24 protein-coding genes are annotated in these 18,759 nt (G+C 69.9%); 14 read left to right on the top strand and 10 right to left on the bottom strand.

Translation table 11 applies throughout. The features are described from left to right. Positions 1-2 precede the first annotated feature (2 nt). From ACQ860_RS00770 to ACQ860_RS00820, 11 genes are all read left to right on the top strand, one after another. The gene (locus ACQ860_RS00770) at positions 3-776 is read left to right on the top strand and encodes a polysaccharide deacetylase family protein (RefSeq protein WP_431301499.1); all 774 of its coding nucleotides are present in this window, start codon (positions 3-5) and stop codon (positions 774-776) included. Further along, complete coding sequence (locus ACQ860_RS00775) at positions 773-1,717, top strand: sterol desaturase family protein (protein ID WP_431301500.1); 945 nt, start codon at positions 773-775, stop codon at positions 1,715-1,717. The genes ACQ860_RS00770 and ACQ860_RS00775 overlap by 4 nt, the downstream gene beginning before the upstream one ends. Positions 1,718-1,793: 76 nt before the next feature. Then, positions 1,794-2,282: an SspB family protein gene (locus ACQ860_RS00780; protein WP_431301501.1), complete on the top strand. Its 489-nt coding sequence runs from the start codon at positions 1,794-1,796 to the stop codon at positions 2,280-2,282. Between the two features lie 74 nt (positions 2,283-2,356). After that, positions 2,357-4,018, top strand: a complete 1,662-nt coding sequence (locus ACQ860_RS00785; protein WP_431301502.1) for a fumarate hydratase — start codon at positions 2,357-2,359, stop codon at positions 4,016-4,018. Beyond that, positions 4,015-4,278, top strand: coding sequence for a hypothetical protein (locus ACQ860_RS00790; RefSeq protein WP_431301503.1), 264 nt, complete (start codon positions 4,015-4,017; stop codon positions 4,276-4,278). Before ACQ860_RS00785 ends, ACQ860_RS00790 begins: the two co-directional genes overlap by 4 nt. Further along, entirely contained in the window at positions 4,278-4,517 is a 240-nt protein-coding gene (locus ACQ860_RS00795; protein ID WP_431301504.1) for a DUF1272 domain-containing protein, read from the top strand. The genes ACQ860_RS00790 and ACQ860_RS00795 overlap by 1 nt, the downstream gene beginning before the upstream one ends. Beyond that, positions 4,514-4,735: a hypothetical protein gene (locus ACQ860_RS00800; RefSeq protein ID WP_431301505.1), complete on the top strand. Its 222-nt coding sequence runs from the start codon at positions 4,514-4,516 to the stop codon at positions 4,733-4,735. Before ACQ860_RS00795 ends, ACQ860_RS00800 begins: the two co-directional genes overlap by 4 nt. After that, complete coding sequence (locus tag ACQ860_RS00805) at positions 4,732-5,121, top strand: RidA family protein (RefSeq protein WP_431301506.1); 390 nt, start codon at positions 4,732-4,734, stop codon at positions 5,119-5,121. Before ACQ860_RS00800 ends, ACQ860_RS00805 begins: the two co-directional genes overlap by 4 nt. 4 nt (positions 5,122-5,125) lie before the next feature. Next, entirely contained in the window at positions 5,126-5,524 is a 399-nt protein-coding gene (locus ACQ860_RS00810; RefSeq protein ID WP_431301507.1) for a VOC family protein, read from the top strand. Positions 5,525-5,586: 62 nt separating this feature from the next. Further along, positions 5,587-6,972 (top strand): class II fumarate hydratase, encoded by a 1,386-nt coding sequence (locus ACQ860_RS00815; protein ID WP_431301508.1) that lies wholly within the window; start codon positions 5,587-5,589, stop codon positions 6,970-6,972. 2 nt (positions 6,973-6,974) lie between these two features. After that, positions 6,975-7,193: a ribbon-helix-helix domain-containing protein gene (locus ACQ860_RS00820; protein ID WP_431301509.1), complete on the top strand. Its 219-nt coding sequence runs from the start codon at positions 6,975-6,977 to the stop codon at positions 7,191-7,193. Here the strand turns inward: ACQ860_RS00820 and chrA are convergent. Then, a complete protein-coding gene (chrA, locus tag ACQ860_RS00825) occupies positions 7,177-8,475 on the bottom strand; it encodes a chromate efflux transporter (protein ID WP_431301510.1) in 1,299 nt (432 codons plus the stop codon). The two genes, ACQ860_RS00820 and chrA, sit on opposite strands and share 17 nt — an antisense overlap. A gap of 132 nt (positions 8,476-8,607) precedes the next feature. Between chrA and ACQ860_RS00830 the strand changes: the two genes are divergently transcribed. Continuing rightward, positions 8,608-9,561, top strand: a complete 954-nt coding sequence (locus ACQ860_RS00830) for a LysR substrate-binding domain-containing protein (protein ID WP_431301511.1) — start codon at positions 8,608-8,610, stop codon at positions 9,559-9,561. Positions 9,562-9,567: 6 nt separating this feature from the next. Here the strand turns inward: ACQ860_RS00830 and ACQ860_RS00835 are convergent, their stop codons facing one another. The 8 genes from ACQ860_RS00835 to ACQ860_RS00870 are packed head-to-tail and all read right to left on the bottom strand — an operon-like array spanning position 9,568 to position 15,285. Beyond that, a complete protein-coding gene (locus ACQ860_RS00835) occupies positions 9,568-9,867 on the bottom strand; it encodes a hypothetical protein (protein ID WP_431301512.1) in 300 nt (99 codons plus the stop codon). Between the two features lie 42 nt (positions 9,868-9,909). Then, positions 9,910-11,634: an L-aspartate oxidase gene (locus tag ACQ860_RS00840; RefSeq protein ID WP_431301513.1), complete on the bottom strand. Its 1,725-nt coding sequence runs from the start codon at positions 11,632-11,634 to the stop codon at positions 9,910-9,912. After that, positions 11,634-12,242, bottom strand: coding sequence for a fumarate hydratase C-terminal domain-containing protein (locus tag ACQ860_RS00845; protein WP_431301514.1), 609 nt, complete (start codon positions 12,240-12,242; stop codon positions 11,634-11,636). The genes ACQ860_RS00840 and ACQ860_RS00845 overlap by 1 nt, the downstream gene beginning before the upstream one ends. A gap of 12 nt (positions 12,243-12,254) precedes the next feature. Further along, a complete protein-coding gene (locus ACQ860_RS00850) occupies positions 12,255-13,157 on the bottom strand; it encodes a fumarate hydratase (RefSeq protein ID WP_431301515.1) in 903 nt (300 codons plus the stop codon). A gap of 9 nt (positions 13,158-13,166) precedes the next feature. Beyond that, complete coding sequence (locus ACQ860_RS00855; RefSeq protein ID WP_431301516.1) at positions 13,167-13,898, bottom strand: sulfite exporter TauE/SafE family protein; 732 nt, start codon at positions 13,896-13,898, stop codon at positions 13,167-13,169. After that, positions 13,888-14,223, bottom strand: coding sequence for a succinate dehydrogenase, cytochrome b556 subunit (sdhC, locus tag ACQ860_RS00860; RefSeq protein ID WP_431301517.1), 336 nt, complete (start codon positions 14,221-14,223; stop codon positions 13,888-13,890). The genes ACQ860_RS00855 and sdhC overlap by 11 nt, the downstream gene beginning before the upstream one ends. Further along, positions 14,216-14,554, bottom strand: a complete 339-nt coding sequence (locus ACQ860_RS00865; RefSeq protein WP_431301518.1) for a succinate dehydrogenase — start codon at positions 14,552-14,554, stop codon at positions 14,216-14,218. Before ACQ860_RS00865 ends, sdhC begins: the two co-directional genes overlap by 8 nt. Then, positions 14,554-15,285: a succinate dehydrogenase/fumarate reductase iron-sulfur subunit gene (locus ACQ860_RS00870; RefSeq protein WP_431301519.1), complete on the bottom strand. Its 732-nt coding sequence runs from the start codon at positions 15,283-15,285 to the stop codon at positions 14,554-14,556. The genes ACQ860_RS00865 and ACQ860_RS00870 overlap by 1 nt, the downstream gene beginning before the upstream one ends. A gap of 90 nt (positions 15,286-15,375) precedes the next feature. On the opposite strand from ACQ860_RS00870, the gene ACQ860_RS00875 reads away from it, so the two are divergent. Together ACQ860_RS00875 and ACQ860_RS00880 are read left to right on the top strand one after the other, a co-directional pair. Then, on the top strand, positions 15,376-16,998 hold the full coding sequence (locus ACQ860_RS00875; protein ID WP_431301520.1) for a thiamine pyrophosphate-binding protein: 1,623 nt from the start codon (positions 15,376-15,378) through the stop codon (positions 16,996-16,998). Beyond that, positions 16,995-17,717: a GntR family transcriptional regulator gene (locus ACQ860_RS00880; RefSeq protein ID WP_431301521.1), complete on the top strand. Its 723-nt coding sequence runs from the start codon at positions 16,995-16,997 to the stop codon at positions 17,715-17,717. The genes ACQ860_RS00875 and ACQ860_RS00880 overlap by 4 nt, the downstream gene beginning before the upstream one ends. Here ACQ860_RS00880 and ACQ860_RS00885 read toward each other — a convergent pair. Further along, the gene (locus ACQ860_RS00885; protein ID WP_431301522.1) at positions 17,696-18,748 is read right to left on the bottom strand and encodes an acyltransferase family protein; all 1,053 of its coding nucleotides are present in this window, start codon (positions 18,746-18,748) and stop codon (positions 17,696-17,698) included. The two genes, ACQ860_RS00880 and ACQ860_RS00885, sit on opposite strands and share 22 nt — an antisense overlap. Positions 18,749-18,759 lie beyond the last annotated feature (11 nt).

Below are 18,759 nucleotides of genomic sequence, written 5' to 3' on the forward strand. Positions count from 1 at the left end.
TCATGCTCACCCGCCGGGCCGTCACCATCGGCGCCCTGGGGCTGGGCGCCACGCCCGCCGCCGCGCAGCTGGCGCGCCCGCCGATCGCGCGTGGCTGCGCCGGCACGCTCTACCTCACCATCGACACCGGCTGGTCGCGCGAGGCGGAGATGATCGCGGCCAGCATGGCCCGCCACGGCGTACGCGCGACCCTCTTCATCGCCAATGAGCCGACGCATCGCGGCGATCGCAACCTCGACCCCTCCTGGGCGCCCTTCTGGCGCGCCCGCGCGGCCGAGGGCCATGTCTTCGCCAGTCACACCTGGCGCCACTGGTATTTCCGCGGCGACCCGGCGCCAGGCCGCGTCACCTATGCCTCCCGCCGGAATGAGGGGCAGGAGGTGCTGGACCAGGCCGGGCTTTGCGCCGAACTGGCGCGCCCCATCGAGGCGCTGCGCGCCATGGTGCCGGACGCGACCGTGCTCCCGCTCTGGCGCGCACCGGGCGGCATCGTGACGCCCGGCGCGGTGCGCATGGCCGCCGCCTGCGGCCTCACCCACCAGGGCTGGACGGCGAATGGCTTCCTGGGTGACGAACTCGCCTCCGACGCGCATCCCAATGCGGCCCTGCTGCGCCAGAACCTCAGCCGCATCCGCCCGGGCGAGGTGCTGGTGATGCATTGGGGCGTGCGCTCCCGCCGCGAGCCCTTCGGCCTCGTCTTCGACCAGCTCCTCACCGGCCTGATCGAGCGCGGCTTCTGCTTCGCCCCCCTGCCAGCTGAAGGCATCGCCCGATGATCGCCGACGCCTATGAACGCTTCACCGGCTGGCTCTTCGAGGCGCTGCTCCAGCCGCTGATGTACGAACTCGGCCTGATGGACTGGGCCGACGAGGCCTTCCACTGGATGGACTTCTTCGTCTTCGGCGTGATCCAGGTGATGGTGGTGGCCGCCGTCTGCCTGCCGCTGGAGCGCTGGCGCCCCGTCGAGCACTGGGACAGCCGGCGCCGCGTCTGGACCGACGTGACCTACACGCTGCTCACGCGCCTCGGCATCCTGCCCATGCTGGGCTTCATCCTCTTCTTCGCCGCCTCGGCCCGCATCGAGGGCTGGATCGCGGATTCCGGCTTCGTGCCGCCGACGCTCGAGACCTTCCTGCCCTGGCTGCGCGAATGGCCGCTGGTGGCGCTGGCCTGCTACATCGTCATCCTGGATTTCGCCGAATACTGGCGCCACCGCTTCCAGCACCAGTTCGGCTGGTGGTGGGCGCTGCATTCCATCCATCACGCCCAGACGCAGATGACCTTCTGGACGGATGACCGCAACCACGTGCTGGATGACGTGATCGCCGCCGCCTGGTTCGGCGTGATCGCGGTGCTGATCGGCGTCCCGCCCGGGCAATTCCCGATCATCCTGCTGGTCCTGCGCCTCGCCGAAAGCCTCAGTCACGCCAATGTCCGCCTCGATTTCGGGCGGGTGGGCGAGCGGCTGCTGGTCAGCCCGCGCTTCCACCGGCTGCATCACGGCGTCCTCAGCGTGGGCCAGGCGGGGAAGAATTACGGCGTGCTGCTCCCCGTCTGGGACTGGATCTTCGGCACGGCCGATTTCAACCGCGCCGCCTACCCGCGCACCGGCGATCCGGGCGCGCCCCGGGCCTATGTCTCGGGCGGCTGGTTCGCCCAGCAGGCGGAGGGGCTGCGACAGGTCTGGCGGGCGCTCCGGGCGAAGGGGCAGGGGTGAGGCGCCGGGCTTTCTTCCCCAAAGCATCGCATCCCCATATGTTGGCCCCCGACACAGCACCCGCCACAGAGCAACGATGAGCACCCCCGAGAGCCAAATCCCCTATGAGAGCTGGGCCGCCCGCGCATTGCGCGGCGTGGCGGTGGACGCGCTGGAACACGCGGCCCGCGAGGGCCTGCCCGGCGAGCACCACTTCTACATCTCCTTCCGCACCGACCACCCCGGCACGAAGATTCCCGACCATCTCAAGTCCCGCTACCCGCATGAGATGACGATCGTCCTGCAGCACCGCTTCTGGGATCTGATGGTGGACCGCGCGGCCGAGCGTTTCTCGGTGGGGCTTTCCTTCTCCGGTGTGCCCTCCGTGCTTTCCGTGCCCTTCGGCGCGCTGACCGCCTTCCAGGACCCGCACGCCAATTTCGGCCTGCGCTTCGAGCCGGACGAGACCGATGTGGCGGGCCTGCCCGAAGCCGCGCCGGAGCCCGAGCCCATGCCGCTCCCGCCCGCCGCCTCCGAGACGCCGCAGGTGGTGAGCCTCGACGCCTTCCGCCGCAAGCGGGAGTAGCGGCCCAGCGGGCAGGATGACGCGGGCGCGCGCCCGCGCTATCCATGGGGCAACCAACAATCGCCGAGGCCGCCATGCCGCTTGATGCTGATCACGCCACCCCCGCCCGCCCGCCGGGCTTCGCCTTCAGCACGATGTTCCCGCTGGCCGAGGACCAGACCACCTACCGCAAGCTCGACATCGCGGGTGTGACCACCATCGAGGTGGAGGGCAAGAAAGTCCTGAAGGTGAAGCCGGAGGCGCTGGTGGAACTCGCCCGCGTCGCCTGCCATGACGTCTCGCACCTGCTGCGCCCGGCCCACCTGCAGCAGCTCGCCAATATCCTGAAGGACCCCGAGGCGAGCGCGAATGACCGCTTCGTGGCGCTCGACCTGCTGAAGAACGCGAACATCGCGGCCGGCGGCGTGCTGCCCATGTGCCAGGACACCGGTACCGCCATCGTCTTCGGCAAGAAGGGCCAGCGCGTCTGGGTCGAGGGCGACGAGGAGGAGGCGCTCTCCTACGGCGTGGCGCGCACCTACACCGAGACCAATCTGCGCTATTCGATGATGGCGCCGATCTCGATGTATGAGGAGGTGAACAGCGGCAACAACCTGCCGGTGGAATTCTCCATCATGGCCTCGCCCGGCGAGCACCACGCCGACGAGTTCCACCTGATGTTCATCCTCAAGGGCGGCGGCTCGGCCAACAAGACCTTCCTGTACCAGCAGACGCGCGCGGTGCTGAACAAGCAGAAGCTGCTCGCCTTCATCGAGGAGAAGGTGAAGACGCTCGGCACCTCCGCCTGCCCGCCCTATCACCTCTCGGTCGTCATCGGCGGCACGAGTGCGGAGCTGAACCTGAAGGCGGTGAAGCTCGGCAGCACCAAGTGGCTGGATGGGCTGCCGGGGAAGGGCGACAAGTCGGGCCACGCCATCCGTGACCATGAGCTGGAGGCCGAGATCCACAAGCTCACGCAGTCGCTCGGCATCGGCGCGCAGTTCGGCGGCAAGTATTTCTGCCATGATGTGCGCGTGATCCGCATGGCGCGGCACGGCGCCTCGCTGCCCATCGGCATCGGCGTCTCTTGCAGCGCCGACCGCCAGATCAAGGCGAAGATCACGCCGGAGGGGATCTTCCTCGAACAGCTCGAGACCGACCCCGCGCATTACCTGCCGGAGCACACGGAGGACATCCTGGGCGGCGAGGTGGTGAAGATCGACCTCAACCAGCCGATGGATGCGATCCGCGCGACGCTGACGAAATATCCGGTGAAGACCCGCGTCTCGCTCACCGGCACCATCGTGGTGGGCCGCGACATCGCGCATGCGAAGCTGCAGGAGCGGCTGGATGCGGGCCTTGGCCTGCCGCAATACCTGAAGGACCACCCGATCTACTACGCCGGCCCCGCCAAGACGCCCGAGGGCATGCCCACCGGCAGCTTCGGCCCGACGACGGCCGGCCGCATGGACAGCTATGTGGAGGCCTTCCAGAAGGCCGGCGGCAGCCTCGTCATGCTCGCCAAGGGCAACCGCTCCAAGGCCGTTTTGCACGCCTGCAAGACCTATGGCGGCTTCTACCTGGGTTCCGTCGGCGGCCCGGCCGCGCGCCTCGCGCAGGACTGCATCAAGAAGGTCGAGGTGCTGGAATATCCGGAACTCGGCATGGAGGCGGTGTGGAAGATCGAGGTGGAGGATTTCCCCGCCTTCATCGTGGTTGATGACAAGGGCAACGACTTCTACGAGGGCCTGGAATGATGGGGACCTTCAAGGTTTCTGCCAATCTTATCGACACCCTGCGTGATCAAAGGATTGGGGCTGCCTTTTGGGGTGAGGTTTTCGATCTCAAGAGAGCCCCGGCGAAGGGTGACCTCGTTCATTTTCCTGAGCTCAAGAAGTTCGGATTTGATGTCCTGTTGGAGGTTAAGAGAGTGACTTGGACCTTGCAGCCGGAAATTGCTGGCTATGACTGCATGATCGACGTGTCCATTGAAAAAACCAGCGACGAGATTGAGTAATGTTGATCCTTCGGCCCAATTGCGAATGCTGCGATCGCGACCTGCCGCCGGACAGCCCGCACGCGCTCATCTGCTCCTACGAATGCACCTGGTGTGATGACTGCGCGCGGGACAAGCTCGGCATGAAATGCCCGAACTGCCAGGGCAACCTCGTCCCGCGCCCCATCCGCCCGGCGGCGATGCTGGCGAAGCACCCCGCCAGCACCGAACGCAAATTCCGCCCGGAGCGCTGCGCGTGAACGGCTACCGCTTCCTCCTCGCGCTGCGCGAGGACGGCCTCGGCCCCCTCGCGACCGAGATGGTGGAGCTGGACGGCATCCCCAGCATCGGCCATCGCCTGCGCGTGCGGCTGGCCGATGGCGAGGCCGATCTCTTCATCGCCGAGATCATCTGGCTCCATTCGCCCGGCGCGCTCTCTCCCTCGGGGCAACTCATCCTCTCAGGACACCGGCCATGACCCGCATCCGCCTCTCCTCCGGCTCCCGCTTCGAGGAGGAAATCGGCTATTCCCGCGCTGTCGTGGATGGCGACGACATCTGGGTGTCGGGCACCACCGGCTACGACTACACGACCATGACCATCGCGGACGACGTGGCCGCGCAATGCGACCAGACCTTCCGCAACATCGCCGAAGCCCTCGCCAAGGCCGACGCCACGCTGGATGACGTGGTGCGCGTCATGTTCATCGTCCCCCGCCGTGAGGATTGGGCGCCCTGCTGGCCCGTGATCAAGAAGTATCTCGGGAAGGCGCGCCCCACCTCCACGCTCATCCATGCCGGGCTGCAGACGGATGCCATGCGCATCGAGATCGAAGTGACCGCCCGCCGCCAGAAGAAGGCCTGAGCCCATGCGCTTTTCCGTGGACCGCCTGGATCACCTCGTCATCACCGTGAAGGATGTCGAGATCAGCGCTGCCTGGTACCAGCGCGTCCTCGGCATGGAGCGCGCGGAATTCGGGCCGCATCGCCGCACCTCGCTGCGCTTCGGCGGGCAGAAGATCAACCTGCGGCCCGTGGAGGCGACGCAGGCCGAATGGTGGTCCGGCGTCGCCACGGCCCCCGGCGGGCAGGATCTGTGCTTCATCGTGACCGTCAGCGCGCCGCAGGTGGTGGAGCATCTGCACCGCTGCGGTGTCTCGATCGAACAGGGGCCGGTGCCGAAGGACGGCGCGCTCGGCCCCATCACCTCCGTCTATTGCCGCGACCCCGACCAGAACCTGATCGAGATTTCGACTTACAGCGATTGAGGGTCCAGGGAACGAGTTCCCTGGCGGGGAGTTTGAGGGGCGGCGCCCCTCAAGGAGACCACATGACCCGCACCGAAACCGACAGCCTCGGCAGCATCGAGATCCCGGCCGACCGCCTTTGGGGCCCGCAGACCGAGCGCGCGCGCGCGCTTTTCGCCATCGGGACCGAGCGTTTCCCGCCGCTGCTCATCCGTGCCATGGGCCAGCAGAAATGGGCGGCGGCCGAGGCCAATGCGCGCCTCGGCGAATTGCCGGCGCATCTGGCCGATCCGATCCGCCAGGCGGCGAACGAGATCATCCAGGGCAACCGGGACGAGGATTTCCCGCTGACCATCTGGCAGACGGGCTCCGGCACGCAGACCAACATGAACGCGAACGAGGTGATCGCGAACCGCGCGAACCAGCTCCTCGGCCACCCGCTCGGCGCGCGCGAGCCCGTGCATCCGAACGACCATGTGAATCTCGGCCAGTCCTCCAACGACAGTTTCCCGACGGTGATGCACCTCGCGGCCGCGCAGGCGGTGCAGTTCCGCCTGAAGCCGGCGCTGGAAGCGCTGGCGAGCGCGCTCAAGGCCCGCGCCGAGGAATGGGAGGGCATCCTCAAGATCGGCCGCACGCATCTGATGGATGCGGTGCCGGTCACGCTCGGCGGCGAGTTCGCCACCTATGCGCGGCAGGTGATGAACGGTGTCGCGCGGCTCGAGCTCTGCATGCCGCGCCTGCTGCAACTGCCCCAGGGCGGCACCGCCGCCGGCACCGGCCTCAACACCCATCCGGATTTCGACAGCGTCTTCTGCGAGGTGGTGGGCACGCGCATCGGCCTGCCCTTCACGCCCAACCCCGACAAGTCCGAGGGCATGGCGGCGCATGACGCGCTGCTCGAACTGCATGGTGCGATGAACACCATCGCCGCCTCGCTCATGAAGATCGCGAATGACGTGCGGCTCTTGGGCAGCGGCCCGCGCGCGGGCCTCGCCGAACTCATCCTGCCGGAGGACGGCCTCTCCAGCAGCATCATGCCGGGCAAGACCAATCCGACGCAGAGCGAGGCGCTGGCCATGGTCTCGGCCCAGGTCATGGGCAATCAGGTGACGGTCACGATCGGCGCGAGCCAGGGGCACCTGGAGCTGAACACCTACAAGCCCGTCATCATCCAGGCCGTGCTGCAATCGGCGCTGCTGCTGGCCGATGCGTCGGAAAGCTTCGCGCGCAACATGGTGGAGAAGCTTGCCCCCAATCTGCCGCGGCTGGCCGAGAACCTGGCGAAATCGCTGATGCTGGCGACCGCCCTGAACCCGCATCTGGGCTATGACCGCGCGGTCGCCATCGCCAAGCTCGCGCTGCACGAGGATCTGACGCTGCGCGACGCCGCGCTCCGCCAGGGTGTCGCGGCGGAAGACTTCGACGCCTGGGTGCGGCCCGAGGCGATGCTCCGCCCTTCCGGCTGACCATGCGCCACCTCGTCAAGCGCAGCCTGCGCCTCGCGGGCCACGCCACCTCCATCGCGCTCGAGCCGGAGTTCTGGGCCGTGCTGGAGGAGGAGGCCCTGCGGCGCGAGGCGACGCTGGCGGCGCTGGTGGCCGAGCAGGACGCGGCCCGCACCGAGACCGGCCAGCCGCTCGCCAGCCGCCTGCGTGTCTTCGCGCTGGCCCTCAGCCGAGGCCGGTGAGGCGCAGCAGGAGCCCCGCACCCGCCGTCACCCCCAGCACGCCGAGCACGCCGAGCTTCAGCCGGAACAGGCAGAACGCGGCCAGCACGGAGAGGGCCAGAGCCGCCGGATGCAGGCTCCACGGGTCGGGCAGGATGCCCTCCATCCGCGCGAAGAGCACGCGCAGCGCGAACCACAGCGCGAGGTTGGCGATGACGCCCACCACGGCGGCGGTGACGCCCGCCAGCGCGCCCTTGAGGCGCGGCACGTCATGCAGCTTCTCGATGTAGGGGGCGCCCAGGAAGATCCAGGCGAAGCAGGGCAGGAAGGTCACCCAGAGCGTGAGGCCCGCGCCCGCCAGAGCCCCCAGCGCGCCCGAATCCCGCCAGCCCGCGAGAAATCCCACGAATTGCAGCACGAGGATGAGCGGCCCGGGCGTCGTCTCGGCGAGGCCGAGCCCGGCCAGCATCTCGGGCGCCGTGAGCCAGCCGTAATGCTCCACCGCCTCCTGCGCCACATAGGCCAGCACCGCATAGGCGCCGCCGAAGGTGACCACCGCCATCTTCGAGAAGAACCAGCCGACATCGGCGAAGACGCCGCCGATCGGCATGAGCAGCGCCACGGGCCAGAGCCAGAGGGCGAGGGCCACCAGCCCCGCCCGGCGCGCCAGCGGCGCCATGGCGGCGATGCGGCCCGGATCGGCCGCCAGCGCCGCATCCAGCGCGGCCGGCGCCCCCTCGCGCGGCTTGCCATGGGCGCCCGCCGCGAAGGCCTGGGGCAGGGCATAGCCCAGCGCCGCGGCCGCCAGCACGACGACGGGGAAGGGCAGGCCCGCCACGAAAAGCGCGACGAAGGCCGCGACCGCCAGCGCCCAGGGCAGGGCGCCCTTCAGCGCGCGCTTCGCCACCTTCAGCAGCGCCTCCACCACCAGCACCAGCACCGCGCATTTCAGCCCGAAGAAGAGGCCGTCCACCAGCGGCACGCCGCCCAGGATCGCGTAGAGGAAGGAGAGCGCCAGCATCACCGCCGCACCCGGCAGCACGAAGAGCAGCCCGGCCGCGATGCCGCCCTTCACCCCATGCATCAGCCAGCCGAGATAGGTGGCGAGCTGCATGGCCTCCGGCCCCGGCAGCAGCATGCAGAAGTTCAGCGCGTGCAGGAATCGCCGGTCGCTGACCCAATGGCGCTGGTCCACCACCTCGCGCTGCATCATCGCGATCTGCGCCGCCGGCCCGCCGAAGGAGAGGAGGCCGATGCGCGCCCAGACGCGCAGCGCCTCGGAAAAGCTCGGCAAGGCGCTCATGGGGGGGTCCTGTCGGCGGGTGGGTGGCGCCGCATGCCTCCTCCAGGCACGTGCGCATGCGTCAAGCAGTGCTTGCAGCCGGCCCCCCGCTGGCGAATGCTGCGCGCCGAGCCTTGGAGCATGGGGAATCGCATGAACCTTGCCGGACTGAGCCTGCGGGACCTGGAATACATCACGGCCGTGGCCGAGCACCTGCATTTCGGGCGCGCCGCGCAATCCTGCGGCGTCAGCCAGCCCACCCTCTCGGGCCAGCTTCGCAAGCTGGAGGAGTTCCTGGGCGTCGAGATCTTCGAGCGCAGCCCGCGCGGCGTGCTGGTGACGCGGCGCGGCGAGGAGGTGGTGGCCCAGGCCAAGCGCATCATCAGCGAGGCGCGGCGCCTGTTCGAAGTGGTGCGCATCGGCGCCGAGCCGTTGACCGGCACGCTGCGCCTGGGCGTCATCTCCACCCTCGGCCCCTATCTCGTGCCCTTCCTGCTCAAGCCGCTGCGCGCCCGCTACCCCGAGTTGAAGCTGCTGCTGACCGAGGGGCACACCCGCACCCTGGTCCGCCAGCTGGAGGAGGGCGAGCTGGACGCGCTGCTGGCCACCAGCCCGATCGGCGACAGCGAATTGGTGGAACTGCCCCTCTTCCGCGAGGAACTGGCGCTGGCCGTCCCGCGCGACCACGCGCTGGCCCAGGTGGAGGCGGTGAACCCGCAGGACATCCCGGTGCCGGAACTCATCCTGCTCTCCGAGGGCCATTGCCTGCGCGACCAGGCCCTCGAACTCTGCCCCTCCCGCCTGCGCGAGGGCTCGCCCGAGCTGCAGGCGGCGAGCCTGGAGACGCTGCGCCAGATGATCGCCGCCGGGTCGGGCGTCTCCTTCATGCCGCAGCTAGCCATCCAGGTGGGCGCGCTGCTGGACGACATGGTGGCCTATCGCCGCATCGCCGGTGGGCAGCACATGCGGGATGTGGCGCTGTTCCACCGCCCGAGCTTCGGCCGCATCCGCGACATCCGCCTGCTGCGCCAGAGCATCGGCGAGATCCTGGCGGAGCAGAGCGCGGTGAAGGTCCACAAGCCCGGCAAGGCGCGTGAAAGCGCCTGAGGCGCCTCAGGCGGCGGCCAACCTCGGCGCCAGATGCTGGATCAGCGCCGTGGTGCAATCCGCCTGCTCGCGGCAGGCGCCCTCGGCGCGGGTGAGCAGTTCGGGCAGGCGCTCGGGATCGCGCCGGCCCTCCAGGCAGGCAGAGGCTTCGCGCAGCGCCACGCTCGTCTCCCGCACCGCGCCCGCCAGGCGCAGCACCAGGTCGGCCAGCTCATCCGCCTCCTGCCGGGGCAGGCTGGGCCGGCTGTTCACCAGGGCGTCGAAGAGCAGCGCGTCGGGCGAGGGGGGCGGGGGGCGCAGGACCATGGCGGCAGATTGCGCCGCCATCGCTTGAAAAAGCGTTAACGGCTACTCCGCGGCCGCCGCCAACAGGCTTTGCCCCGGCTTGAGGCGGGTGAAGCGGACCTCGCGCCAGTCGAGCTTCACCCGGCCTTCCTCCAGCGTCACCACGGTGTGGCTGAGGCCTTTCGCATCCTCGTCCGTCTGCGGGAAATCCTCGCGCCAATGGGCGCCCCGGCTCTCTGCGCGCGCCTCGGCGGCGGCGACGATGGCGCGGCTGGTGAGCACCAGGCTCTCCAGGTTCAGCCAATCCGCCCAGGACATGTTGAAGCCCCGCGCGCCATCCGCGACACCCGAGGCGCGCAGTTCCGCCTCGATCGCATCGAGGCCGGAGGCGGCCTCGGCGAGCCCCTTCGCGTCGCGCAGGATGCCGGCCTTGTCCCACATGAGGTTGGCCAGCGCGTCGCGCAGCGCGTTGAGCGGGCGGACGGGCCGCCCGAAGGGGAAGAGGGCCGCATCCTGCGCGGCGTGCAGCCGCTCCTCATCCGGCGCCTCCAGCGCGCCCTCGCGCGGCACCCATGCCGCCATGGCATCGCCCGCGATGCCGCCGAAGACGGTGGAATTGGCGACACCATTGCCGCCGAGGCGGTTCGCGCCATGCACGCCGCCCGTATCCTCGCCCGCGGCGAACAGGCCGGGCAGTTCGGTGCTGCCATCGGCGCGGAAGACCACGCCGCCCATCATGTAATGCGCCGTCGGCACCACCGGCACGCGCCCGCCCGCCAGGTCGAAGCCCATATCGGCGCAGCGTTCCACCATGCCCTTGAACTGCTTCGCCACATTGGCGGGGCCCAGATGCCCCATCTCGATCCAGAGCCCGCCCTCGGCATTCACGCGGCCGGCCTGGATCTCGCGCTCCATGGAGCGGGAGACGATGTCGCGCGTGGCGCGCTCGCCGCGCGGGTCGTAATTGTGCATGAAGCGCTGGCCGTCGCCATTCAGCAGATAGCCGCCGGCGCCACGCAGCCCTTCCTCGATGATGGTGCCCGTCATCCGCGTGCCGGGGCCGGCGAGAACGCCCGTCGGGTGGAACTGCACCATCTCCATGTCGCGCAAGGCGAGGCCCGCGCGTAGCGCCATCGCCATCCCGTCGCAGGATTTGTCGCCCGAGGGCGTGTGGTACTTGTACATGGTGGGCCCGCCGCCGGTGCCCAGCAGCACGGCCTTGGCCTGCACGAAGACGAAGCGCCCCTGGCGGATGTCGAGCAGCAGCACGCCGGAAAGCCGCGATCCGTCCCGCGTCGGGATCAGCGCCAGCGCGCGATGCTCCTCCAGCCGCTCAATGCCGCGCGCCCAGGTCTGCTCGGCGAGGCGGTTGATGATCTCGATGCCCGTCAGGTCGCCCTTGTGGACGGTGCGGTCGAAGGTCTGCCCGGCGAAGGCCTTCTGGTGGATGGTGCCGTCGGCGTTGCGGTCGAAGAAGCAACCCCAGCGGTTCTCCAGCTCGCGGATGCGGCGCTGGGCCACGGTGACGAGCGTCCAGGCGAGATCCTGGTCATTCAGCCATTTCCCGCCATCGAGCGTGTCCATGAAGTGCCGCTCGGCGCTGTCGCCGGCGGCGAGCGCCACATTGTAGCCGCCCTGCACCATGCGCGTGCAGCCGGATTTGCCGAGCAGCCCCTTCACCGCGACGGTCACGCGCAGATCGGGGTTCGCGGATTTCGCGTGCAGCGCGGCCAGCAGGCCCGCGCCGCCGGAGCCGAGAACGAGGATGTCGGTTGAGATCCTGTCCATCAGCCCGCTCCCAGCTTGGCGAGAACCGCTGCGCGCCTGGCTTCCACGCTCGCCTGCACGTCGCGGTAGAGGCTGCCGCCATGGCTGTCCATGCCGACGATGAGCGGCCCGAAATCCTTGATGGCGAAGCGCCAAAGGCTTTCGGGGTTCAGGTCATCCATGTCCACATCCTCGATGGCGGCGATCCAGGTGGTCTCCAGCGCCGCCGCCCCGCCGATGACGGCGAGGTAGCAGCCGCCCAGCTCCTGGAAGGCCTTCGCGGATTCCTCGCGCAGCCCGCCCTTGCCGATGATGATGCGCACGCCCTCGCGCTCCATCAGCGGGCGGGTGAAGCGCTCCATGCGGTCGGAGGTGGTGGTGCCGATGCACACGGCCTCATAGCCCGCCTGGTTCGTCCCGGACGGGTCCACCTTCCGCACATTGGGCGCGGTGTGGATCACCGCATGGCCGTTCAGGTCGAAGCGCGTGCGCCGCCCGCGGTCGAACATGTGGATCTGCGTGGCGTCGCGGATGCCGAAGAGCGTATCCTGCAGCGTCACCGTATCGCCGGCGCGCAGCTTGCGGATATCGGCCTCGGTGCAGGGCATGTGGAGGGTGTGGTGGGCCATGATGCGTGCTCCCTAGAAGCCGATCACCACGCCCTCGGGCGTGAAGGTGGCACTCGCGCGGCGGGCGGAGTGGCACTGCACGTTCACGGCCACCGGGTTCATCGTGATGTGCGTGGCGGCGATCTCCACATGCACGGCGAAGGCGGTGCTGTCCCCGCCCAACCCCTGCGGCCCGATGCCGAGCGAGTTCACCGCCTCGCTCAGCTCCACCTCCAGCTTGGCACCCTCCGCATCGGCGCAGACGCTGCCGAGCGGCCGCGTCGCCGCCACCTTCGCCAGATGCATGCAGAGATCGCTGGTGCCGCCGACGCCGACGCCCAGGATGGTCGGCGGGCAGACCTTGCCGCCCGCCTTGATCGCCGCATCCACCACGAAGCGCTTCACGCCCGAGAGCCCATCCGCCGGGATTAGCATCTGCAGGAAGGAACCATTCTCCGAGCCGCTGCCCTTCGGGATCATCTCGAGGCGCAGCGTGCGCGGCGTCTCCACGAAATCGATGTTGATCACCGGCACATGCGCCCCGCAGGAGGTATGCGCGTTCACCCGGGTGATGGGGTGCACCACGGAACTGCGCAGCGGATGCTCGCGCGTGGCACGCTCGGTGCCGCGCGCGATGGCCTGCTTCAGCGCCCAGCCATCCAACTCCACATCGCGGCCGATCTGCACGTTGAAGATCGGGATGCCCGTATCCTGGCAGAGCAGGTTTTCGGTGCGCTCGGCGACGGCGATGTTCTCGATCATCGTCGCCAGCACCGAACGCGCCAACCCATCCGTCTCGCTCGCATCCAGGCGGAAGAAGCCCTGCTTGATGTCGTCGGGCAGGATCTTCAGCGCGCGGATGTAGAGGAGCTTGGCCGCCTCCTCGATCGCATCCGGGGTCACGCGCAGCTTCTCGGGAGGGGGGATGACGGACATGGCGGTTCCTCAGATGAGAAGGGAAATTCCGGAGACGAGCAGCAGGCCGAGCAGCACCAGGCGGAAGCCCTGCGCGGGCAGCCGCTTGCCCGCGCGCAGGCCGAGCCAGGTGCCGAGCAGCAGGGCAGGGACGGCGGTGGCGGTCAGGAAGATCGCCTCGGGCGTGAAGAAGCCGGTGAAGGCGAGGCCGATGATGGTCAGCGCCTGCATGATGGCGATGAAGGGCTGCATCAGCGCCCGCGTGTCCTGCGGCGGCATGCCCTGGATATCGGCCCACATGCCCACCAGCGCGCCGACATAGCCGCCGATGCCGCCCAATATGCCCGAGGCGAAGCCGATCACCGCGTCGCTCGCCCGCGTCGCCGCCCGCCGCGCGGGCGCCATGCGCAGCGCGATGCGCGCCAGCGTGTAGCTGGCATAGACGACCAGCAGCACGCCCACGCCGGCCACGATGGCGCGCGCGGGCCCCAGCGCCAGGATTGCCAGGCCGAAGGGCACGCCCAGCGTCGCGGTGCCGACATAGAGCCAGAGGCGCGGCCAGGGGATATGCGCGCGCACCGACCAGGTGCCGATGCCCTGCACGATCAGGCTGCCCATCACCAGCACCGGCGCCACAAGTGCGGGAGCGAGGAATTGCAGCAGCACGGCCGCCCCCACCAGCACGAAGGCGAAGCCCGCGATGCTGGCGCAGAAGGCGGCGAGCAGGCTGCCCGCCGAGATGAGAAGCGCGTCAGCCCACATTGAGCAGGAACAGGATGGCGGCGGCGATGGCGACCCCGGCCGAGGCCGCCACCATGTCCTTCTGCCGCGCCCGCCAGCCGAGGAATTCCAGCGCCATCACGCGCAGGCCCCCCGCGAGATGCACGGCCAGCAGGACAACGAGGCCCCATTCGGCGAATTTGAACAGCGCATTGTCGGTCCAGCGCAGGAAGCCTTCCAGCGCCGCCTCGCCCGAGATGGCCTGGCCCAGCGCCCAGAAGTGCAGCGGGAGGAAGAGGGCCAGCAGCAGGCCCGAGACGCGATGGATCACGAAGGCGACATAGGTGGGGTGGCGGCGATCAGGCATGGTAGAGGCCCCAGGCCGCGCGGATGCCGAAACCGGCGGTGACCAGCCCGATGCCGAGCCAGACCGCATCCACCGCGCGCCCGCGCAAGCCCAGCCACTCGCCCGCGATGTTGCGCAGCCCGATCGCGCCATGCAGCCCGGCGCAGAGCGCGAAGAGCACATAGAAGCCGAACCAGATCTCCGCACCCCTCGTTCGCGCCAGGATCTCCGCCGCCGACAAGCCGCCGCGGATCGCCAGCATGATCGTCACCAGATGCACGATGACGGCGAGGCCCAGGAAGGCCGCGGTGATGCGCTGGATGGCCCAGAGCCGCGTGCCGGCCGCGCGCATCAGCGCCGCCCCAGGAGGCTGTCCCAGAAGATCGTCCGCTTCAGCCCGGCAATGGCCGAGGAGGGGTCGAGATTCTTCGGGCAGCGCTCGGTGCAGGATTGCGTGGAGTGGCAGGAGTGGCAGCCCGCATCACCACTGACGGCGTCGAGCCTCTCCTTGTTGCCGCCATCGCGCACATCATTCACCAGCGTCCAGGCGCGGTTCATCGCGGCGGGGCCGAGATAATCCTGGTTCCAGGCGACGATGTCGCAGGAGGCGTAGCAGACGCCGCAGCCGATGCACTCGATGCCCGCATCGGCGGCCTGACGCTTCTTCGAAGCGGGCGGCACCACGGCGAATTCCGCCGGCACCGCGCCATCCGGCGCATCCTTCGGCTGGAATTTTCCGCCGGCGCGCGCCCATTTGTCGAAGAAGGGCGCCATGTCGGTGGCCAGGTCACGGATCACCGGCAGGTTGGCCAGCGGCCGGATCTCCAGCGTCTCGCCGGGGCTCGCCACGCGCTTCACATGCGTCCGGCAGGTCCAGCGCGCGCGGCCATTCACCTCCATGGCGCAGGAGCCGCACATGCCGACCCGGCAGGCGAAGCGATAGGCCAGGTCCGGCTGCTGCTCGCGCTGGATCTGCGTCACCACGTCGAGGATGGTCTGGTTCTCGCGCGCCGGCACCGCGTATTCGGCGAATGCGCCGCCCGCGGCATCGCCGCGCCAGATGCGGACCTTCAGATCGGCCATCGCTGTTCCTCCCGATGGTCCGATCCTGCCCCGGTCTTGTATAAGACACAAGACCCGTGCAAGCTCGGCCCCAAGAACAGGAGACGCATGATGCAGCACGAGATTCGCGGGGCCGACGTCCTCTGGGGCGCACTCAAGAAGGGCGGTGTGACGCGCGTCTTCAGCCTCTCGGGCAACCACATCATGCCGGTCTATGACGCGGCCTTCGGTGAGGGCATCGAGATCATCCATGTCCGCCATGAGGCCGCCGCCGTGCACATGGCCGATGCCTGGGCGCGGCTGACGGGCGAGGTCGGCGTGGCGCTCGTCACTGGCGGGCAGGGGCATTCCAATGCGGTCGCCGGCCTGCCCACGGCGCTGGCGGGCGAGGTGCCGCTGCTGCTGCTCTCCGGCCATGCGCCGCTGAATGAGCTGGGCCTCGGCGCCTTCCAGGAGACGCCGCAGGTCGAGATGGCGGCCCCCCTCTGCAAGGCCGCCTGGCTGGCTCAGAGCACGGCGGGCTTGGCCCACGACATCGCCCGCGCTTTCTCCATCGCCCGCTCCGGCCGGCCGGGGCCGGTCCACATCTCGCTGCCCACCGATGTGGTCGAGGCCAAGGCCACGCCGAAGCTGCCCGATGAGGCCGCCTATCTCGCGCATCCCATGCCGCTCGCGGCCGAGAGTGCGGCCGCCATCCTCGCCGCCATCGCGGCGGCCGAGCGCCCCATCCTCGCCGCCGGCCCCGCGCTGAACACGCCCGATGGCCGCCGCGCCCGCATGGCGCTGGAGGCCGCCATCGGCCTGCCCGTGGCCCTCATGGAAAGCCCGCGCGGCCTGGGCGATCCCTCGCTCGGCGCCTTCGCCGAGATGCTCGCGCAATCCGATTGCGTGGTGCTGCTGGGCAAGCCGCTCGACTTCACGCTGCGCTTCGGCCGCGCCCCCTTCGTCAGCGAGAAGGCCCGCTGGGTCGTGATCGAGCCCGAGGCGAAGCTCATCGCCCGCGCCGCGCAGGGCCTGGGCCAGCGGCTCGCGCTCTCGGCCATGGCCGCACCGCTCGAGGCCGTCGCCATGCTCGCGGCCCACGCCAAGCCGCACGCCAACACGGATTGGGCGGCGGCGCTGCGCGAGGCCATCGCCCATCGCCCGCCGGCCTGGGCGGCGCTGGCGGGCAAGCCGGGCGGGCCGGTGCATCCCGCGACGCTGGGCGCGGCACTCCGCCCGCACATCACGCCCGAGACCGTCCTCGTCGTGGATGGCGGCGAGATCGGCCAATGGATGCAGGCCTGCCTCTCGGCACCCGAGCGGGTGATCAACGGCGTCGCCGGTGCCATCGGCGCGGCGCTGCCCTTCGCCGCCGCCGCCCGCGCCGCGCGCCCGGCGGGGCGTGTGCTCGCCATCTGCGGCGATGGCACTTTCGGCTTCCACATGGCGGAATTCGACACGGCCCTGCGGCATGACCTGCCCTTCGTGCTGGTCGTCGGCAATGACGCGAAGTGGAATGCCGAATACCAGATCCAGGCGCGCGACTATGGCGCGAACCGCACCCATGGCTGCGAACTGGCGCCGGGCACGCGCTATGACCTGGTGGTGGCCGGCCTCGGCGGCCATGGCGAATTCGTGGAGCGCGGCGAGGATCTGGCGGCCGCGCTGGAGCGCGCCTTCGCCAGCGGCAAGCCCGCCTGCGTGAACGTGCTCATCGAGGGCCTGCCCGCCCCCAACCTGCGCCGCGCATGACGGCACTCGCCCGCGCGCCCCTCTATGCGCGCGCCGAGCAGGATCTGCGCGCCCGCATCGCGGCGGGCGAATGGAAGCCGGGCGAGGCGCTGCCGACCGAGGGCGTGCTGGCGGCCCAGCTCGGCATCAGCCAGGGCACGCTGCGCCGGGCGCTTGGCGTGCTGGAAGCCCAGCGCCTGATCGAGCGCCGCCAGGGCATCGGCACCTATGTGACGCAAGCGACCAGCGAGCGAGCGCTCTTCCACTTCTTCCGCGCCGAGGGGCTGGATGGCGCGCGCCTCGCCCCCACCAGCTGGCTGCACCGGCTGGAACGCGCGCCCGCCACGCCGGAGGAAGCGCGCGCCCTCGCGCTCACGCGCCGCGCCCGCGTGCACCGCTTCACGCGCCAGCGCTTCATCGCGGGAAGCTCCCCCATCGTCGAGGAGATCGCGCTGCCCGAGGCGCTCTTCCCCGGCTTCACGCTGCCCATCGGCGTGGAACTGAGCGATGAGCTCTACGTCCATTACCAGCGCCACCACGGCATCACGGTGATGCGGGTCACGGAGAAGCTCTCGGCCATCGCGGCACCCGAGGAGAAGGCCGCGCTGCTCGGCCTCGCCCCCGGCGCGCCGATCCTGCACATCGCCCGCATCGCCTTCGACGTGATGGACCGCGCGGTCGAGCGCCGCCTCTCCTGGATCGAGACCGGCGCGCTGCGCTACGCGATCGAGCTGCGCTGAGGCGCGGGCCGCCTGAGGCGCCGCCGCAGCGGCAGCTCCACCGCCGCGTGCAGGAAGAGCCCGACCGCCACCGAGGCGAAGACGGCCGCGACGCCGAAGGTGATGAGATCGGGCGGCAGCCCGGCCCGCTGCCAGCCCTGCTGCATCGCCGAGAGCACCGAGGGGTGCGAGAGATAGATCGCATAGCTCGCATCCCCGGCCAGCAGCAGCCAGCGCCAGTCGGGCATCCATTCCGCCCGCTCCAGCCAGACCAGCGCGCCCACGATGACAGAGGCCCATGCGCCGCTCTCCAGCGCGGCCCAGGGGCCGGGGAGGGCGGGGGGCAGGAAGACCAGCGCGGCCATGGCCAGCGCCGCGCCCGCCGCCACCGCCCAGCGCCATCGCCGGCCCGCCGCGCCCGGCGTCAGCCAGCCGCGCTCATGCGCGCGGCCGAGCGCCACCCCCATCAGGAATTGCAGGATCAGCGGCGCTGTGAAGAAGGTGAAGGCCACCCCGCCCTGGAGCATCTGGCCCAGCCCCACCAGCGCGAGGAACATCGCGGCCAGCGCGGCGAGGCTCCAGCGCCCGGCCGGCATGGCGAGCGCGAAGAGCAGGTAGAAGAACATCTCGTATTGCAGCGTCCAGCCCGGGATCAGCACGGGCTCCGCCTCGCCCGTCACCGGGTGCGTCGCCGGCCAGAAGGCGAAGCTGGCCAGCACGTGCGGCCATTCGAAGACGAAGCTCTGCAACAGGGCGGGCCGGATCGCGAAGACCACCAGCAGGAAGCCCGTCAGCACGTAGTAGAGCGGCGCGATGCGCAGGAAGCGGCGCAGCAGGAAGGTGCCCGGCGTCAGCGCCGGGTCGCGCGTCGCCACCACCATGATGAAGCCGCTGATGACGAAGAAGAGGTCGACGCCATGCCGCAGCCCCTCGGGCCAGTCGCCCCCATGGCCGAGGCGCGCGAGCGGCAGGCCCAGGTGGTAGAGGACGATCATCAGCGCGGCCACGCCGCGCAGATACTGGATGGAGAGGATGGGCTGCGCTGCTGCCATGTGCCCCCGCC

This window comes from Sediminicoccus sp. BL-A-41-H5 (genome assembly GCF_050632405.1).
Taxonomy (GTDB): Bacteria; Pseudomonadota; Alphaproteobacteria; order Acetobacterales; family Acetobacteraceae; genus Roseococcus.

Bases quoted from the DNA above. Each gene is read 5' to 3' on its own strand.
- ACQ860_RS00770 (WP_431301499.1), top strand. From the start codon at position 3: ATGCTCACCCGCCGGGCCGTCACCATCGGCGCCCTGGGGCTGGGCGCC.
- ACQ860_RS00775 (WP_431301500.1), top strand. From the start codon at position 773: ATGATCGCCGACGCCTATGAACGCTTCACCGGCTGGCTCTTCGAGGCG.
- ACQ860_RS00780 (WP_431301501.1), top strand. From the start codon at position 1,794: ATGAGCACCCCCGAGAGCCAAATCCCCTATGAGAGCTGGGCCGCCCGC.
- ACQ860_RS00785 (WP_431301502.1), top strand. From the start codon at position 2,357: ATGCCGCTTGATGCTGATCACGCCACCCCCGCCCGCCCGCCGGGCTTC.
- ACQ860_RS00790 (WP_431301503.1), top strand. From the start codon at position 4,015: ATGATGGGGACCTTCAAGGTTTCTGCCAATCTTATCGACACCCTGCGT.
- ACQ860_RS00795 (WP_431301504.1), top strand. From the start codon at position 4,278: ATGTTGATCCTTCGGCCCAATTGCGAATGCTGCGATCGCGACCTGCCG.
- ACQ860_RS00805 (WP_431301506.1), top strand. From the start codon at position 4,732: ATGACCCGCATCCGCCTCTCCTCCGGCTCCCGCTTCGAGGAGGAAATC.
- ACQ860_RS00810 (WP_431301507.1), top strand. From the start codon at position 5,126: ATGCGCTTTTCCGTGGACCGCCTGGATCACCTCGTCATCACCGTGAAG.
- ACQ860_RS00815 (WP_431301508.1), top strand. From the start codon at position 5,587: ATGACCCGCACCGAAACCGACAGCCTCGGCAGCATCGAGATCCCGGCC.
- ACQ860_RS00820 (WP_431301509.1), top strand. From the start codon at position 6,975: ATGCGCCACCTCGTCAAGCGCAGCCTGCGCCTCGCGGGCCACGCCACC.
- chrA (WP_431301510.1), bottom strand. From the start codon at position 8,475: ATGAGCGCCTTGCCGAGCTTTTCCGAGGCGCTGCGCGTCTGGGCGCGC.
- ACQ860_RS00830 (WP_431301511.1), top strand. From the start codon at position 8,608: ATGAACCTTGCCGGACTGAGCCTGCGGGACCTGGAATACATCACGGCC.
- ACQ860_RS00835 (WP_431301512.1), bottom strand. From the start codon at position 9,867: ATGGTCCTGCGCCCCCCGCCCCCCTCGCCCGACGCGCTGCTCTTCGAC.
- ACQ860_RS00840 (WP_431301513.1), bottom strand. From the start codon at position 11,634: ATGGACAGGATCTCAACCGACATCCTCGTTCTCGGCTCCGGCGGCGCG.
- ACQ860_RS00845 (WP_431301514.1), bottom strand. From the start codon at position 12,242: ATGGCCCACCACACCCTCCACATGCCCTGCACCGAGGCCGATATCCGC.
- ACQ860_RS00850 (WP_431301515.1), bottom strand. From the start codon at position 13,157: ATGTCCGTCATCCCCCCTCCCGAGAAGCTGCGCGTGACCCCGGATGCG.
- ACQ860_RS00855 (WP_431301516.1), bottom strand. From the start codon at position 13,898: ATGTGGGCTGACGCGCTTCTCATCTCGGCGGGCAGCCTGCTCGCCGCC.
- sdhC (WP_431301517.1), bottom strand. From the start codon at position 14,223: ATGCCTGATCGCCGCCACCCCACCTATGTCGCCTTCGTGATCCATCGC.
- ACQ860_RS00865 (WP_431301518.1), bottom strand. From the start codon at position 14,554: ATGCGCGCGGCCGGCACGCGGCTCTGGGCCATCCAGCGCATCACCGCG.
- ACQ860_RS00870 (WP_431301519.1), bottom strand. From the start codon at position 15,285: ATGGCCGATCTGAAGGTCCGCATCTGGCGCGGCGATGCCGCGGGCGGC.
- ACQ860_RS00875 (WP_431301520.1), top strand. From the start codon at position 15,376: ATGCAGCACGAGATTCGCGGGGCCGACGTCCTCTGGGGCGCACTCAAG.
- ACQ860_RS00880 (WP_431301521.1), top strand. From the start codon at position 16,995: ATGACGGCACTCGCCCGCGCGCCCCTCTATGCGCGCGCCGAGCAGGAT.
- ACQ860_RS00885 (WP_431301522.1), bottom strand. From the start codon at position 18,748: ATGGCAGCAGCGCAGCCCATCCTCTCCATCCAGTATCTGCGCGGCGTG.